Origin of the sequence: Bradyrhizobium sp. S3.2.6 (assembly GCF_040546885.1) — a bacterium.
GTDB lineage: Bacteria > Pseudomonadota > Alphaproteobacteria > Rhizobiales > Xanthobacteraceae > Bradyrhizobium > Bradyrhizobium cytisi.
The window spans coordinates 45,874-63,413 of the sequence record NZ_JBEPOS010000026.1; the positions used below are offsets into that span (position 1 = coordinate 45,874).

General features: G+C 65.4%; 11 protein-coding genes. 2 read left to right on the forward strand and 9 right to left on the reverse strand.

Features of this window, described 5'->3' with window-relative positions; translation table 11 throughout:
- Positions 1-27: 27 nt before the first annotated feature.
- Positions 28-1,044, reverse strand: a complete 1,017-nt coding sequence (locus tag ABID58_RS31815; protein WP_148753932.1) for an amino acid ABC transporter substrate-binding protein — start codon at positions 1,042-1,044, stop codon at positions 28-30.
- Positions 1,045-1,430: 386 nt separating this feature from the next.
- Here ABID58_RS31815 and metC point away from each other — a divergent pair, with 386 nt between their 5' ends.
- Positions 1,431-2,615: a cystathionine beta-lyase gene (metC, locus tag ABID58_RS31820; protein WP_354036841.1), complete on the forward strand. Its 1,185-nt coding sequence runs from the start codon at positions 1,431-1,433 to the stop codon at positions 2,613-2,615.
- Positions 2,616-2,770: 155 nt separating this feature from the next.
- On the forward strand, positions 2,771-4,459 hold the full coding sequence (locus ABID58_RS31825; RefSeq protein WP_354036842.1) for a Na/Pi cotransporter family protein: 1,689 nt from the start codon (positions 2,771-2,773) through the stop codon (positions 4,457-4,459).
- On the opposite strand, the gene ABID58_RS31830 is transcribed toward ABID58_RS31825, so the two are convergent.
- The 8 genes from ABID58_RS31830 to ABID58_RS31865 all read right to left on the reverse strand — a co-directional run bounded on the left by ABID58_RS31830 (position 4,456) and on the right by ABID58_RS31865 (position 17,220).
- Complete coding sequence (locus ABID58_RS31830) at positions 4,456-5,319, reverse strand: DMT family transporter (RefSeq protein WP_354036843.1); 864 nt, start codon at positions 5,317-5,319, stop codon at positions 4,456-4,458. The two genes, ABID58_RS31825 and ABID58_RS31830, sit on opposite strands and share 4 nt — an antisense overlap.
- A 70-nt stretch (positions 5,320-5,389) precedes the next feature.
- Positions 5,390-5,926, reverse strand: a complete 537-nt coding sequence (locus ABID58_RS31835) for a TetR/AcrR family transcriptional regulator (RefSeq protein WP_246230163.1) — start codon at positions 5,924-5,926, stop codon at positions 5,390-5,392.
- Between the two features lie 171 nt (positions 5,927-6,097).
- Positions 6,098-6,436, reverse strand: a complete 339-nt coding sequence (locus ABID58_RS31840; protein ID WP_148753928.1) for a lipid-A-disaccharide synthase N-terminal domain-containing protein — start codon at positions 6,434-6,436, stop codon at positions 6,098-6,100.
- Entirely contained in the window at positions 6,433-7,167 is a 735-nt protein-coding gene (locus ABID58_RS31845) for a glycosyltransferase family 2 protein (protein ID WP_354036844.1), read from the reverse strand. Before ABID58_RS31845 ends, ABID58_RS31840 begins: the two co-directional genes overlap by 4 nt.
- Before the next feature lie 67 nt (positions 7,168-7,234).
- Positions 7,235-8,080: a phosphatase PAP2 family protein gene (locus ABID58_RS31850; protein WP_354036845.1), complete on the reverse strand. Its 846-nt coding sequence runs from the start codon at positions 8,078-8,080 to the stop codon at positions 7,235-7,237.
- 1 nt (position 8,081) lies between these two features.
- Positions 8,082-9,824, reverse strand: coding sequence for an ArnT family glycosyltransferase (locus ABID58_RS31855; protein WP_354036846.1), 1,743 nt, complete (start codon positions 9,822-9,824; stop codon positions 8,082-8,084).
- Between the two features lie 50 nt (positions 9,825-9,874).
- On the reverse strand, positions 9,875-11,992 hold the full coding sequence (gene pbpC, locus ABID58_RS31860; protein WP_502916446.1) for a penicillin-binding protein 1C: 2,118 nt from the start codon (positions 11,990-11,992) through the stop codon (positions 9,875-9,877).
- Between the two features lie 23 nt (positions 11,993-12,015).
- Entirely contained in the window at positions 12,016-17,220 is a 5,205-nt protein-coding gene (locus ABID58_RS31865; protein ID WP_354036849.1) for an alpha-2-macroglobulin family protein, read from the reverse strand.
- Between the last annotated feature and the right edge of the window lie 320 nt (positions 17,221-17,540).

The window sequence follows — 17,540 nt, forward strand, 5'->3', positions numbered from 1 at the left end:
TGCCATGTGCCGGCTGATCGGGCCGGATCAGCGGATCGGCGGCGCGTACTGAAGACCACCCTTGTTCCAGAGATTGTTGAGACCGCGGTTGATTGCGAGCGGCGAGCCCGCGCCGACGTTGCGATCGAACACCTCGCCGTAATTGCCGACGGCCTTCACGATTCGGATCACCCAATCCTTGGTCAGGCCGAGCTGTTCGCCGAAATTGCCGTCGGTGCCGAGCACGCGTTTCAGCTCCGGATTCTCCATCTTGGCTTTCTCGTCGACGTTCTTCGAGGTCACGCCGAGCTCCTCGGCGGTGATCATGGCGAACAGCGTCCATTTCACGATGTCGAACCACTGGTCGTCACCGTGGCGCACCATCGGTCCGAGCGGCTCCTTCGAGATGATCTCGGGGAGAACCATGTGGTCGTTGGGATTGGCGAGCTTCAGACGGTTGGAGTAGAGGCCGGACTGGTCGGTGGTGAAGACGTCGCAGCGCCCGGCCTCATAGGCCTTGACGGTCTCGTCGTTGGTGCCGAACGCGATCACCTCGTACTTCATGTTGTTGGCCTTGAAGTAGTCGGCGAGGTTCTGCTCGGTGGTGGTGCCGGTCTGCACGCAGACCGAGGCGCTGTTCAGCTCCAGCGCCGAATTCACCTTGAGCGACTTCTTCACCATGAAGCCCTGCCCGTCATAGTAGGTCACGCCGGTGAAGTTGGCGCCGAGCGAGGTATCGCGGGAGATGGTCCAGGTGGTGTTGCGCGAGAGCACGTCGATCTGGCCGGACTGCAGCGCGGTAAAGCGGTCCTTGGCGGAGGTCGGCACGAATGTGATTTTAGTCGGATCGTTGAAGATCGCGGCCGCGATGGCGCGGCAGACGTCGACGTCGAGCCCGGTCCAGTTGCCCTTGTCATCGGGCGAGGAGAAGCCCGGCAGGCCCTGGCTGACGCCGCAGGACAGCGTGCCCCGGTCCTTGATGGTCTTGAGCGTTTGTGCGTCGGCGGCCTGGGCAGAGAGGCCGACGGCGAGAGCAAGAGAGAAAGCCAGGGTCACGCGTTTCATGGGCTTCAAGCCTTTCAAAGTCATCTCAAGGTCGGGAACGGTGTCTCTGCCAAGACTTTCCCTACAAAAAGGGTAGCCTTGCAAGAGTCATGCTGGAAAACCTTGCCGAACACTCGCCCATCCCGGGAGGCCATACCTTAATCCTCGTCGCAGGCGCCCGCACTTGAGGCCGTGGCGCAAGGTCCGGTCAGACGATGGATCGAAGGTCGCGGCAGGCCCCTCAACATGCGGCGACTGAATAGCACCCGCGCATCACAGAACGACTGGCGAGCCGGGTCAAGGGGTTGACGGGACTCTTCTGTGTTCTGTTATTAACGTCGGTGGCCCCCAGGCCGCCCCGACCGCGCGATCCGCGCCCGGCGGAAACGCTTTTTGAAAGCAGACGCATGGATTCCTCCCACCCCGCACAGCAGCACGCCGAAACCCGGCTGGTCACCTCCGGCCGCGACACCAAGGCGCAGAAGGGGTTCGTCAATCCGCCGGTGTTCCACGGCTCGACCGTGCTCTATCCGACCGCCGAGGACCTGCACGCCCATCGCGGCGAGTTCACCTATGGCCGTCACGGCAGTCCGACGACCCGGGCGTTCCAGGACACGCTGATGGCGTTGGAGGGGACACAATGCGCTGGCGTCGGCATCGTGCCGTCGGGCCTGTCGGCGATCTCGACCACCCTGCTCTCGGTCTTGAAGACCGGCGACCATCTGCTGGTCTGCGACAATGTCTATCGTCCCACGCGCAATTTCTGCAACGGCATGCTCGCCCGCCTAGGCATCGAGACCACCTATTTCGATCCGCTGATCGGCGCCGGCATCGAGAAGCTGTTCAAGCCCAACACCCGCGCGGTGCTGGTCGAGGCGCCGGGCTCGCAATCGTTCGAGATGCCTGATATCCGCGCCATCGCTCAAATTGCGCATGCGCGCGACGCGCTCGTCATCGACGATAACACCTGGGCCACGCCGCTCTATCACCGCTCACTCGAGCAGGGCGTCGACATCAGCATGATGGCTGCCACCAAATATATCGGTGGCCATTCCGATATCATGTTCGGCACCATCTCGGCCAACGCCAAGACCTGGCCGCAGATCGCGGAAGGCATCCGCCTGCTCGGCGTCTGCGCAGGCCCCGACGACGTTTTCCTGGCGCTGCGCGGCCTGCGTACGCTGTCGGTCCGCCTCGCACAGCATCACCGCTCCGGTCTCGACATGGCGCACTGGCTGGCCAGCCGGCCCGAGGTCGCGCGCGTCCTGCATCCGGGCCTCGAGACCGATCCGGGCCACGCCATCTGGAAGCGCGACTTCACCGGCGCCTCCGGCCTGTTCAGCATCGTGCTGAAGCCCGTGCCGCAGAAGGCCGTCGACACCATGCTCAACACGCTCAAGCTGTTCGGCATGGGTTTTTCCTGGGGCGGCTTCGAGAGCCTCGCGATTCCCTTCGATTGCACCGACTATCGCACGGCGACGAATTGGGCGCCGGACGGTCCGACACTGCGACTGCATATCGGGCTCGAGAGCACCGACGACCTCAAGGCCGATCTCGATCGCGGCTTTGCGGCCCTCAAAGCGGCAATGTGAGCCTGCTCACAAGGCATTGCGCCTGCGGACGCGCCAAGACACGCCGCGGGAACGTGCAAGCACCGAATGCGTTAACGCCGACGCGCCAACAAGGGGTTTGATCCGCTGGCGTTTGGCGTTAGCCTGCCCCTTCGACTCCAATCCGGACACGGAGCATGGGAACGTTGGTTCTGCTCGATCTGATGGGCGGCGTAGCGCTGTTGCTGTGGGGCCTCCATATGGTCCAGAGCGGCATCCTGCGCGCCTTTGGCCCCGACCTGCGACGCCTGCTCGGCAAGGCACTCGGCAACCGCTTCAGCGCGCTCGCTGCGGGCCTGGGCCTCACCGCGCTACTTCAGAGCAGCACGGCGACCGCACTGCTCACCAGCTCCTTTGCCGCCGAGGGTCTGCTCAGCCTCGTCGCCGCGCTCGCCATCATGCTGGGGGCCAATGTCGGCACGACGCTGATCGTGCAGGCGCTGTCGTTCAATATCGCGGCCGTAGCTCCCGTACTGTTCGTTCTCGGCCTCGTCGCCTTCCGCTCCGGCCCGCGCTCGCGGATCAAGGATATCGGCCGTATCGCGATCGGCCTTGGATTGATGCTGTTGTCGCTGCACATCCTGCTCGACACGCTGGCGCCGGCGGAGAACGCACCGGGCGTGCGCGTCGTGATGTCGGCGATCACTGGCGATCCGGTTCTGTGCATCATCGTCGCCGCGCTTCTGACCTGGGCCGTGCATTCAAGCGTCGCCAGCGTGCTGCTGATCATGTCGCTGGCCTATTCGCAGTTCATCACGCCCGATGCGGGGCTGGCGCTGGTGCTCGGGGCCAATCTCGGCAGCGCCGTCAACCCCGTGTTTGAAGGCGCAAAACGCGACGATCCCGCGAGCTATCGCCTGCCGGTCGGCAATCTCGTCAATCGCGTCGTCGGCATTGCACTGGTTCTGCCGTTCCTGGGCACGATCGCCGGCCACATGCACGCCTGGCAGCCCGATCTCGCCAAGATGATTGCGGCCTTCCACATCGCCTTCAACGTCGGCACGGCCGTCATCTTCATCGGCCTGCTCGACACCATGTCGCGCCTGCTGACGAAACTTCTGCCGGATCGCGTGCTAGAAACCGACCCGGCCCGCCCCCGCTATCTCGACGAGACGGCGCTGGAGACGCCCTCGCTCGCGCTTGCGGACGCTGCCCGCGAGACGCTGCGCATGGGCGATCTGGTCGAGGTCATGCTGCGCAAGGTGATGGCCGCGATGATGACCGGCGACCGCTCGCTGGTCGACCAGGTCTCGAAGACGGACAATGTGGTCGACAGTCTCGACGAGGCCATCAAGCTCTATGTCACCAAGCTGACCCGCGGCAGCCTCGACGAGAGCGAGGGAAGGCGCGCGATGGAGATCATCTCCTTCGCCATCAACCTCGAGCATATCGGCGATATCATCGACAAGAATTTGAGCGAGCTCGCGACCAAGAAGATCAAGCGGCGCTTCCAGTTCTCGGCTGAGGGCGCAGACGAACTCGCCGCGTTCCACAAGCGCACGATGGAGTCGTTGCGGATCGCCTTCGGCGTCTTCATGTCGGGCGATGCCAACGAGGCCCGCAAGCTGCTGGTGGAAAAGACTGCGCTGAAGAACACCGAGCTCGCCGCCGTCGAACGCCATCTCGACCGCCTGCGCGAGGGCCGCCCCGAGACCATCGAGACCACGTCGCTGCACCTGGACGTGCTGCGCGATCTGCGCCGCATCCACTCGCATATCTGCTCGGTCGCCTATCCCGTGCTGGATGCGGCCGGCGAGCCCTATCGCCGGACCGAGGCGGAGACGAACGCCCTGCCCGCCTCGGGCGCCACGGCGCTGCCGCGCTAGGGCTGCGACGCGACGCGCGGCTTGACTTGCGTGATGGCGACGCCGGAGATCGCGAGCAGCCCGCCGACGATCAGCTTGGGCGTTATGCGCTCACCCAGGAACAGGACGCTCGAGATCAGCGCAAACACCGGCAGCAGCAAGCCAAACGGTGCGACGCGCCCCATCGAGCAACGGGCGATCAGCCAGAACCAGAGGCTGAACCCGACAATGCCGCCGATGAAGATCGTATAGGCGAGTGCCAGCCAACCACGTCCATCAGCCGTGACAAGGCTCGCCAGCTGTCCATGTTCGAGGAGCAACGACATCAACATGACCTGCGGCACCGTGAGCAGCGACGCCCACCCCATCAACATCAGGGGATCAAAAGGGCCGTAGCGCTTGGTCAAGACGTTGGACACCGCGAACGCGAAGGCTGCCCCGACCACAAGCAGCAGCGGAAGTACGTTTGCCGACAGGCCAGGCCCCGCCACCAACACGACCACGCCGACGAAAGCAAGCACCACTCCGGCGGACGTAGTTAGGGACGGCCTCTCCGCGAGCAGCGGCCAGGCCAGCAGGACGGTGAAAGGCGGCGCGAGTTGATATGCAACGGCCGACATGCTTCCCGAGCCGAGCCCAAGGCCAACATAGAACAGCCCGAAGTTCAGTCCACCAAGGAAAAACGAAATAGCTGCGATAGGGCCGAACTGTTGCCGCGTGGGGCTTTTGACAAAGGGAACAAGCAGCAACGCGATGGCCAGAAAGCGTATCGCGAGGAAGAAGAGCGGCGGAAACTCCGTAACCCCCACCTTGATGGCCACGAACTGATAACCCCAGAGCAAGGGAACGGCCACCGCGCAGACGATCTGGATGGCAGACATGGCACCTTTCCTTTCAAGACCGATCAGTCCAAATATCGACGCGCCAATAGCGGAGACGTCCATGGGTTGTTTATCTAATGAAACGGTCGAGAAGAGCGTCAACGGTGGCTTGCGACGTGTTTCGCGTCGGTGCCGTTTTGGCAACCACTCGCAGCCCCCAAAGGAAACAGATGAGAATTCGGGCGGCACTTGAAGGCTCAACACCGTCGGCCAGCTGCCCCGCCGCCTTCGCGCGGGATAGTGCGTTCGCCACCCTGCCCTCCATCGCCTTAAAGTAGCCCGCGACGCGCCGGCCAACCTCGGCATCCTGGCCCGCCAGCTCCATGGCGGTAGCCACTAGCAGGCAACCGCGCCGCCCGTTGCCCCCGCTGGTGCGCTCGACGTAACCGGCCAGGTAGGCCTTGAGGCCGTCAATCGGATCCTTGCGCGGGTCGAATTCGAACTCCATCCGCGCCAGGGCATCGGCAATGTAGCGATCGAGCGCCCGCAGGAAGAGCGAATGCTTGTCGCCAAAGGCGGCGTAGAGGCTGCCGCGCGAGAGTTTTGTAGCCCGCAGCAGGTCAGGCAGCGCCGTGCCGTGATAGCCGCGCGACCAGAACACATCCATCGCACGCTCGACCGCGGCCTCGATGTCGAAACCTCGGGGCCGCCCACGCGGCGACTGCACTGGGGATTGGTGGCGCATAGCCCATATATGAACCGATCGGTCTTGAAATAGCAAGCGCCGTTTTGGATCGGTTCCGAACAGCTTTTGGGAGGTTTGCGGCCTGGTCCCGGATCAGCGGTCCAGCGTCTTCGACGTCCGGCCGCGGTTCCTGATGATCAGCATGATGTTGCGGACATAGATGATCGTCGCCAGCGCTTGTCCGAGAATGATGACGGGCTCGCGCTTGACGACGCCGTAGACCAGCGTCATCAACCCGCCGCCCATCGAGCAGAACCAGAACGCCATCGGCACCACGCTGTTGCCGGCGCGCTCGCTCGCAATCCACTGCACCAGGAAGCGCGCGGTGAAGAACAGTTGCGCGACCAGGCCGAAGGCGAGCCAGAAATCGAACTTGGCGACGAAGACGTCGTAGAGATAGTTGTTCAGCGCCTGGCCGTATTGGATGATCATGCCTTCACCTCAGTCACTTCTGGCGCCGGCTTCTTGCGGCGGATCAGCCACCACACGCCGGCGAGATCCATGATCCCGATCCACAGCCGGTCGAAGAAGCCGTAATTGGACACTCCGGAATGGCGCGGCCGGTCGATCACGTCGACATAGGCGATGTCAAAACCTTCGCGGCGGACCAGCGCCGGCAGAAACCGATGCAGCCCGTCGAAATAGGGCATCATCAAGAACACCTCGCGCCGGAATGCCTTCAGCCCGCAACCGGTGTCGCGCGTGCCGTCCTTCAGGATGCCGTTGCGGATGCCGTTTGCTACGCGCGACTGGAATTTCTTGAAGCCGGTGTCTTTGCGCCCGACGCGCTGTCCCGCGGCAAGCCCGACATTTGCGCCGTTCTCGACCGCGGCAATCAGATCCGGCAGGAAGACGGGATTGTTCTGGCCGTCGCCATCGAGCGTCGCCACGATCGCGCCGCGGGCCGCACGCACGCCGCTGCGCACCGCCGCCGACTGGCCGCCCGATTTGGCATGACGCAGCTGCCGCAGATTGTCCCGCTCCGCCATGATCGCCGCGAGCCGCTCGCCGGTCGCATCGGTCGAGCCGTCGTTGACATAGATGATCTCATAGGCCCAGCGGCCATCGAGCGCGGCCGTGATCTCCTCGATCAAAGGCGCAATGTTGTCGGCTTCGTTGCGCACGGGGACGACGATGGAAACCGAAGGCTGGGACGACGACAAATCGAAGCTCGTGGTTGGAATTGGCCTGCCTCCGGGGGGAACCGGCAGCCCCGGGAAGCAGCCGCTTTTATGGGGCGGATGCCCCGCGGGCAACCCTTTTGAGGCGCCCGGGAAGCGGTCCCGGCAGCGGCACGATGGTGCCGTCGGCCCGGATCGCAAAAGCGAGGCGGCGCGCCGCAAACCAGTAACGGACAGCCATGGCGCCGATCATGCCGACCAGCGCACCGGCCGTGACGTCGCTCGGGTGATGCGCCAGCAGCACCAGCCGCGTCAGGATGATCACGACCGCGTAGGTGAACATGAACACGCGCAGACGCGGCCATAGCGTTGAGACCGCAAAGGCGAGCGCGAACGCCGTGATTGCATGGCCAGACGGCAGGCTCGCATAGGCGCCCGTTCCCTCGAACGGGATGAAGTTGAACGGATCGGCCTTGCCGCCGACGAAGGGCCGGCCCCGACCGATCAGATATTTCAGGATCTCTCCGGCGAACACCGACAGGGCAACAGACAGAAACAAGAATTGGAGCCGCGTGCCCAAGCCCAATAGCAGTACGCGGCGGGCGCCGTGGAGCCCCGCCGCAACGAGCGCCACGACAACCAGCGCAACTCCCAGCACCGAGAGCACATACTCGTCCTGGCCGAAATCGGTGAGGATGCGGATCGGCCAGAGCGCCGGCGTGCCGCGCGCCGGCATCAGCTGGATCTCGGTCCCGTCGAACGCGACCATCAGCACGATAATCAGAGCAGCGCCCGCCGCACTGAGCCACAGCGAATGCCGCGCCAGCTTTCGCGCGGCCTCGGCGCGGCGCGAATGCGAGGGCGTACGCACGAGCTGAGCCAACGCACCGCCAAAGATCGCGAGCAATTGCGCGGGGTAGCTCGCGCGCGGCGCAATATCGGTTGAGGCCGGCATCCTACTCGGTGCCCTCGGAGCGGAAGATCGAGATCGAGATCGCGCGTCCCTGTGAGAAATTATAGCCGTCGATGCGCGCCCCAACCTTGTAGCGCAGCCCGATCGCCTCGGCGCGCTGGACGAAGCTGCGCTCCGAGCGCTGCTCGATCAGCGCAAACCGGCAGCTTCCCTGCCTGAGGAAATCGGCGGCTCCCGATCCGTCGGTCAGCAGCGTCTGGGTGCCGGTCAGGAACACGAGGCTCGGCTCATGATAGCCGGCCGACGCCGCCTTCGGCCCGACACAGGTGACGTTGCGCAGCGCGCGCGCGACCTCGATGCTCGGAAACAGCGGCGTCAGCGACGGCAGCACGATGCCGTAGACCACGACCGCCAGCATCAGCGCCGCGACCAGCGCGTTGAGCACCGAGCGTTCGGCGCGGTTGCTGTCGAAGAGCCACCAGGCGAACAGGCCGAAAATCAGCGAGGCCGCGATGAACGGCCAGGCCGCGAAGGCCGGCTGCCGCGTCAGCACGACGGCGCCGACGACTGCGATGATCGAGCCGCCCGCGGGGATCGCGAACCACCAGGCCGAGCCGCGCGCCAGCCAGGAGCGCGACAGCACATTCCGCTCCAGCGCGCCGGCGGTGAGGATCGCAATCGCGGGATAGAGCGGCAGCACGTAATGCGGCAGCTTGGTCAGCACCGCCTCGAACACGATCCAGGACGGGATCAGCCAGGCCAGCAGGAACTGCGCGCCGGGCTCGCGCCGCGCCCGCCACACCGCAGGCGCCGCCATCGCCGCGAGCGGCGCGCCCGGCCAGAAGGTGATCCAGAACAGCGCCAGGTACAGTCCGGGCGGCGCGCCATGGGATTCCTGCGCGCCGATCTTGCTCAGCATGTCGCCGCCGACGGAGTCGGCGAAGAAGGCATCGCCCGCGCGCCAGAAGATCGCGATGAACCAGGGCAGCACCAGCACCAGCAGCCACATCAGGCCCCAGAGCGGACGCAGCTTCCACAGCCATGAAGCATCGCGGTCCTGGATCGCGAGCGCAACGATCGTCAGGCCCGCGAACATCAGGATCAGCGGGCCCTTGATCAGGATGCCGACGGCGAGCGCGGTCCAGAAGATCGCAGGCCAGCTCCAGGGCGGATGGGTTTCGTCCTCGGCGCGCTGCCAGGACAGATAGGCGCGTGCCATCGCGCCCATTGCGGCGACCACGCAGAACAACAGCATCGCGTCGGTCTTGGCGAGCCGCGCCTCGACGCCGAGCAGCACGGAGGAGCACATCAGAAGCCCGGCAAGGACCGCGGCGCGCCGCGTCACGAAGCCAAGCGCCGCCCAATAGGTCATCAGCACGGCGCCGATCGCCCCCAACAACGACGGCAGCCGGTAGACCCAGATCCGGAGTTCAGCCTTCGGCAGCTTTAGCGCCGTCGCGACTTCGACCGCGGCGGATTGCAACCAGTAGATGCCGACCGGCTTCTTGTAGCGCACGTCCTCCTGGAAGCGGATGTCGACATAGTCGCCGCTCTCGACCATCTGCTTGGTGGCCTGCGCAAAGCGCGCCTCATCGCGGTCGACCGGCGGAATCGTGAAGAAGCCGGGCAGGAAGAGCAGTAGTGCGCACAGCACGAGGAAGGCCACAGCGCGGGCGTGGCTGGCGGTGACAAAGTCGAGCATCAGCACGAGCCGGCTGCCCGGATTCACAGGCATTTTCGGCTCTCGGGGCGCGCCAAAACGGGGAGTCGGATAGGTCTCGGCCATTGGTTCCGCTTACGCTGAAACCGCCATCGCCACAACCGCTTGAGCCACAGTCATTGAATTCGAATGACAACTGTGTCCGCGGCGCCAACGGCGTCGATCACGGTCAGCCGTGCAAAGCCCGGGCCGGGCGGATCGATCAGGCGCTGGCGCCGCCCGTCGATCTCGCCGAGCGCGGTACCGTTGACCATGACAGTCATCGGCAACACCCCGCCGGCGACCTTAACCGGCATGGCGGAAGCCTCGGCCCCGCCCGAGCGATCCACGTCGATCCGGGAGCCGTTGAGCGGGAACTGGATGTGGAGCGCCTGCTCGCCGCCGGTTCGGACGAGCTCCCCGACCGGACGAAACCGCTTCAGCGGCAACGGCAACTTCGCGTTGCTGGCGACCAGGGTTCCCTTGGGCGGCTTCGGCAGCGGCGTCAACGTCTTGCCGGTCCGCGCGAAGGCATCGAACAGAATGGGCGCAGCGGCGACACGGCCAATCAAGCCAGGAACCGGCGCGCCGTCGGGCCGGCCGACCCAGACGCCGATCGTCATGCGGCCGTCGAACCCGACCGACCACGCGTCGCGATAGCCATAGGAGGTGCCGGTCTTGAAGGCGATACGGTTGTGGGCGGCGTTCTCCGGCGGTGGGGTTCCGAGAAGCACGTTGCCGACCTGCCAGGCCGCGACCTGATCCAGCAGCCGCAACGGCTCGCGGTCGTCCACGGCCGCCATGACCTCGCGCAGCGGCTTGGTGGTGCCGAGCCGGGCGAAGCCCGCATAGAGCTGGGCGAGATCCTGCAGCGTCACGCCGACGCCGCCAAGGCCCATCGCGAGCCCGGGTGCTTCGTCTTTGGGCAAAACCAGATTGCCGCCGGCCTGCCGCAGCCGCGAGGCCAGCCGGCTCGCGCCGACGCGGTCGAGCAGCACGATCGCCGGCACGTTCAGCGACAGCTGCAGCGCCTTCTTCACCGGCACCGTGCCCTGGAACGTCATGTCGAAATTTTCCGGCGCGTAGGAGCCGAAGCGGACCGGACGGTCGTCGATCAGGCTGTCGGGGTGGACAAAACCGTCCTCGAAGGCGAGCCCGTAGATGAACGGTTTCAGCGTCGAGCCCGGCGAGCGGATGGCGCGGGTCATGTCGACCTGCCCTGCCCGGCTCTCGTCGAAATAATCGGCAGACCCCACGCGTGCGAGCACGTCGCCGCTCTCATTGTCGACCACGATGATGCCGACCGAGATGTTCGGCCCCAGCGCAATCGCGCGGTCGCGCGCCAGGGGCTCGAGCACTTTCTGGAGATTGGAATCCAGCGTCAGCTTGATGACCGGCGCATCCTTGACGGTTGTCAGCGCGCTGTCGGACGCGTGCGGCGCCAGGATCGGCATCGGCTTGCGTAGCTTTGGCACCGGCACGGCTTGGGCCTGCTTCGCCTCGTCGGCGCTGACCACATGCTCCTCGACCATGCGGTCGAGCACGCGGTCGCGGGCGATGCGCGCGGCGTCCGGATAGCGGTCGAGCCGACGGGTCTCCGGCGATTGCGGCAGCGCCACCAAAAGCGCTGCTTCCGCCAGTGACAGTCGCTTCGGCTCCTTGCCGAGATAGGCGATGGAGGCGGCACGGATGCCTTCGAGATTGCCGCCATAGGGCGCGAGTGCGAGGTAGAGGTTGAGGATCTCGTCCTTGCTCAGCGTCCGCTCCAGCTCGATCGCGCGCACGATCTGGTGCAGTTTTGCGTAGAGCGAGCGCTGCCGCCTCGGCTCCATCAGTCGCGCGAGCTGCATCGAGATGGTCGAGCCGCCGGACACGATGTGGCCGCGCGTGGTGAGCTGCACCGCGGCGCGGCCCAGCGCCAGCGGATCGATGCCATCATGGGCGTAGAAGCGCTGGTCCTCATAGGCGAACAGCAGCTTGAGATAGGTCGGATCGACATTGGCCATCGCATCGACCGGCAGCCGCCAGCGTCCGTCGGCCATGGCATAGGCGCGCAGCAATTTACCGTTGCGGTCGACGACCGTGGTCGAGACACGACGCGCCTCGTCGAGCGGGAGAGGAGCGAGAGAATAGACCCAGCCGATGAAGCCGATGATGGTGAGGATGAACGCGAGCGCGAGGGTTGAGAGCAGACGGTGCCCCCCGCCCTTCGCTCCGTCATCCCCGGGCTTGTCCCGGCCATCTACGCCGTCCATCAGCGCCTCGCTCATCTCACTGCTCACTTCGCCGCCCGCACCTCGACAGTGCCCGTGCCGGTGCGGCCGTAGCGCGAGGGGTTGTACATGTCCTCGACATAGGCCTGCGGCAGCACGTATTTGCCGGGCGAGACCACGCGCACGACGTAGGCGACGGTGAAGACCGCCTTGGAGTCCGAGGCGCGATCCACCGCCGCCGTAAAGCGGTCGTCGCGGAACTCGGTATCCTCCGGCTCCTGGCCGTCCTCGATCCAGTCCAGGGTGCCACTGTCACCCGACGACACCAGCTTGGGATTGTCGATCTCAAGACCTGCCGGGAGATAGTCGGACACCATGATGTGGCCGTACTCGGGCTTCGCCTCCGTAATCTTCAACACCACGGCGAAGCGATCGTTCTGCTTGACCTTGCTGATATCGGCGGGCTTGCCGTCGAGCGTGAAGTAATTACGCTCAATCTTGAAGCCGTTCGATGCAGCCGGCTCCGGCGTGACCGGCGAGCCCGACACCGAGATCACCGCCTGCACCGGCGCGTCGCCGGTGTTGGTGATCTTCAGCGGCTTGCCGCTCAGCGTGTCCGCCTTGTAGCTGCGGTAGAGCGCGGTCTTGACGCTCTGGCCGTCGACCTCGATCGAGAGGTTTTCCTTGGCCAGCGCCCGCGCCGCCAGCACCAGCCACGCATTCTCCTGCGTCGAGGTGTAGGGCGTGAGCCCGCGCGCGGTTTCGACCCGCATCACGGCTTGCGTCAGCGTCGCCTTCGGCGCGTTGCCTTCGCTTGCGAGCGAGACCAGTGCTGCGGCATCGCGCAGCTGCGAGCCGTAGTCGGTGCGACCGAACTCCAGCACCGGCTTTGGCGCGAGGCTATCGAGCGCCGCGCCATAGACCCGCTCCGCACGGTTGCGATCGCCGACCAAAGCGAGCGCTGCCGCGAGCTGGGATTTGGCGATCGGCGTCGCCAGATTGTTCAGCTTGGTATCCGCGAGATAGCGGAGGTCGCCGATGGGAGCAGCGCCATTGCGGGCCAGCACATAGAGGCCGTAGGCGAGATCACGGCCACCATCCTTCTCCGGCTCATTGCCGTTGACCACCGAGTTGCGGATACGATCCAGCGCGTTCTTGAACAGGACGTCCGGCACCACAAAACCCTTTTCGCGGGCGCGGGTGAGGAAGTCTGTCACATAGGCATCGAGCCAGGCATCATCGCCGCCCGCCGACCACAGGCCGAACGAGCCATTGGAGCCTTGACGGGCCAGGAGCCGCTCGATCGCATCGCGGATGCGGCTATCGACTTCGGTGTCCATCGCGAGATGTGCCCCGGCCGCGAGATCGTTGACGTAGAGCAGCGGCATGGCGCGGCTCGTGATCTGCTCCGAGCAGCCATAGGGATAGCGGTCGAGCGCCTTGAGGATCGTCGCCGCATCGAGTGCGGTCGACAGGCTCGCCGAGACAGAGACGCTGCCGGTGCCCGGCACGAGATCGGAGAACATGTCCGATGTCAGTGTCAGGCTCTCGCCCTTCGCCAGCGTCCGGATCGAGCGCCGCGCTAGCACCTGGGTTGCCGCCTTGACGTCGAGCGCATAGTGGCGCGCGAGCGCAAGGCCGTTCGGTCCCTTGATGTCGACGTCGAGCGTCGCCTGCCCCGCCGCGGTGGCGTCGATCGCAAGCGTGAACGAATTGCGCTGCTTGGCGGCGAGCTTGACGGTGGTGGCGGCATTGCCGGTCATCTTCACCGGACCGCCGGTCTTCACGTTGATGATGTAGTCGCCGCCCTCGCCCTCGACATTGTCGATCTCGAGATTGACCGTGCCGTGGTCGCCATTGAGAAGGAAGCGCGGCAGGGTCGTGGTCAGCACCACGGGATCGCGGATCACCACGTCCGTGTTGGCGCGGCCGAGCTTGGTCGCGGTCCACGCCACCGCCATCACGCGCGCGGTGCCGGCGAACTCCGGAATATCGAAGCTCACTTCCGCACTGCCGTCGGCGCCGACGGTGACGATGCCCGAATAGAGCGCGAGCGGCTTCTGCGCGGGCGGCGAGCCCTGGAGCTCGGCAGCGCCGGCGTCGCCGCCTGACTTGATCTGGCCGCGCGTGCCCGACATGCCGTCGATCAGTTGCCCATAGAGATCGCGGATCTCCGCGCTCAGGCGGCGCTGGCCGAGATAATAATCATCCGGCGCCGGCGGCTTGTAATTGGTGAGGTTGAGAATGCCGACATCGACCGCAGCGATCACGATTTTGGCGTCCTCGCCCGGATTGAGCCCGTCGAGCTTGACCGGAATCTTCAGCATCGCGTTCGGCCGGATCAACGCCGGCGGCGTCAGCTTGACCTGGAGCGTACGCGTCTGCTTGTCGATGCCGAACCATTTCAGGCCGATGGCGCGGCCCGGCATGCGCTGGGCTGCCGCATCGAGCGGACGGCGCAGCGTCGCCACCACATAGGCGCCCGTGCCCCAGTCCTTGCCGACCGGAAGTTTTATCTGCGCGGTGCCTTCCTTGACGTCGATGGTCTGCGTCGTCAGCAGGCGATCGCCGAGCACATTGACGGTGAGCTTGCCGGCGGAGCGGACATTGACCGAGACGGTCATGGTATCGCCGGAGGTGTATTGCGGCTTGTCGATCGAGGTCTCCAGCAGGTCCGGCGTATCGGCGCTGCCGTCGGAATACCAGCCGACGTCGAACTGCACCGAGGTTACCGGGCCGTCTGCATCGTTCGACTTCACGTCGAGCCGGTAGCGACCGGGCTTGGGCGCCAGCGTGATCCGCGTTGGCTTGTCGGCGGCAATGGTGACGTCGCCGTCGGCGACGCGCGAGGTCGACTTGACCGGCTCATACTCCCAGTAATTGTTCTGGCGGTACCATTGGTAGCGCGACTCCATCTTCAGGAGCTCGTAGCGCAGCCCGTCGCGGGGAAGCGTCTTGCCCTCGGGCGAGACGAACACGATATCGAACTCGGCCTTGTCGCCTTCCGCGACGTTCTTGTCGCCGAATAGCGGCTTGATCCCAATCAGCGCGGCCGCCGGCGCGACCGGCAGCACGAGCTTGCGCTCGACGGCGCGTCCCCCCGTCTCGACCATACGGACGAAGATCTGCGCTTCCTGCGGACGCGTCGAGGCCGGCTGCTTCTCCAGTATCACCGGGAAGATCGCAACGCCGTTGGCGTCGGCTTCCGGCAAATTCTCCAGTGGTGTGCGCTCGTTCGAGGTGGTCTGCTCGTCATCGACGCCGAACTGGTAGCCGGCATAACCGGGCCGTTCGCTCGTGGGCGCGATCAGCATGTCGCCCTCGAGCTGGAGGCCGGATGCGGGCGCGCCATAGAGGAAATGACCGTCGGCCTTAAGCTCCACAGGAGCGTTAGCTTTGATCAGCTTGTCCTTGGCCGACAAGTCGAATTCGATCCGATCGGGGACGTAGTCCTCGACCATGAATGTGGTCTCGCCGACCGATGAGCCCTTCGGATCGGTGAAGGCGCGCACCCGCCAGGTGCCGGTCGGAACGGCCGAGTTCAGCGGCACGGCAAGCGTGCGGCCGCCGGCGCCCTGGTCGGACAGCACGGCGCGGCGGAATTCAACGCCGTCGGGGCGCTCGATCACCAGGATCAGCGGTCCGCCATTGACGGCATTGCCCTGCCCGTCGCGCAGCAGTGCGGTGAGATAGACCGTCTCGCTGGAGCGATAGACGCCGCGCTCGGCATAGACGAAGGCGTCGGCGCCCACGGGCACCGCACGGCCCGCGACACCGCGGTCGGACAGATCAAAGGCCGAGGTCTTCAGGCTGAGGAAGGCGTAGTCGGCCTTCTCGCTTGTGACGGTCAGCATCGCCGGCGACAGGCCGCCCTCGCCGCGCGCCAGCCCCGCCTCGAACAGCACGTGGCCGTTCTCGTCGGTCTTGCGCGTCGCCAAAATCTCGTTGTTGCGGGCGACCAGCCGTACCTCGGCTTTGCCGACCGGATCGGTCGAGGCCAGCGAATTGACGAAGACGTGGATGCCGTCATTGCCGGAATAGGCCGTGACGCCGAGATCGGAGACGATGAACCATTGGGTGGCGAGCTGGTAATCGTCGTCGCTGCCCGGGCCCTTGGCCGCTGCCGTCATCACATAGACGCCGGGCTGGAGCTCACCGAGCGCCTGGTCGACCGGAAATGCGGTGATAACGTCCTGGTTCAGTGTCGTCGCAGTCGCGAGCTCGCCGGTCCAGACCTTCACGCCGCGTTCGCCGCCGAGATCGCTGAGCTGGTACTTCGACAGCGTCTTCTGGAAGTCGCTGTCGACCACCGTGTTGATCAAATTGCGATCGCCGATCCGGAACACGTTGACGGTAACCGCCGGCGTGTTGACGCTGACCACGGGAATGCCGCGCTGGCCCGTGCGCGGCAGCACATAGGCGCGGCTGGTAAAGCGCACGAATGGCTTGCGGTCGCGCACATAGATGTTGAACTCGGCCGATTTCGGCAGGCCTTCCTTTACGGTCGACGGCAGGCCGGCGCGCAAATTGATGTTGTAACGCTCGCCGTGCTTGAGCCCGTCGACGCAGAGCTGCTTGCCCTCGGCCGACAGTGCCGGCTTGTCCTGGCCGGCAAGCGCAAGGAACGGCGCGAAGTCGGTGCGCTTGGCGAGCTCTTCCGAGAACTGGAAGCAGGCACGCGGGCTCGCCGGATCCGAGTCCACGGTATAATCGAGCAGCCGGAAGCCGTGCTCGTCGCGCAGCTTCTCGTAATTGCCGCGAACATCGGCGACCTCGCGCATATCGAGCGACAGCCGCAGCGCATCCAGCGCCGGCCGCCACAGTTTGCGTTCGGCGAGCGACTTGCCGAGCACGGCGAGCGCATCCGCCTCCTCACCCGGATTGCCGGCGCGCTGGTAGGCGATGTAGGCAGCGGTCGAGGCGCGCTCCAGCAGGAAAGTCTGCTCGCTCGAGCTCTTCGGCGATATCTGGAAGATGACCTTTGCGAGCCGCAGCCAGTTGCCGGCGTCGTCAGGCGTGACGGCGGCGATCTGGCCGAGCACCGAGAGCCCGGTGCGGTAATCGTTGCGCTTGAAGGCGGCATCCGCGTCGGTGCGCAAGGTCGCCCCGGTCTTGGCGACCGGCCCCGCCTCACTCTTGATCTGCGCCTCCAGCTTGATCGCGGAATCGGCGAGATCGTCGCGCTTGAACGCCTTGTCCCCGGCTTGCGCCGCGCTCAGGCCAAGCGCCAGCATGGCGCAGAGTGTGACGGCGCGAACCAGACCGATCATGAAGGACTCCCGGAAATCGCGGACGAACGCCGCGTCGGTGATAAAGTGCGCGGAAAGGTGACGGACTCAAGGCGATGGAACCAAAGGTGCAAATCGTCGCATTCACCATGGCAAGTCACGCCCCAAGGCACGCCCAGAGGAGACCGATCGAAATATCGCCGCGCACGCCGTCCTGGGGCGCAGCAATATCGGACCAGTCGTCCGGCAGCCGTGTCCCGGAAGCTAGTCAGCGCCCCCGGCGATGTGATCCATCGTCCAGTACGCTGCCGCTCGACCCGGCACCCTGACACTCCGCCGTTCCGCTTTGTCGCCGCTCCCTG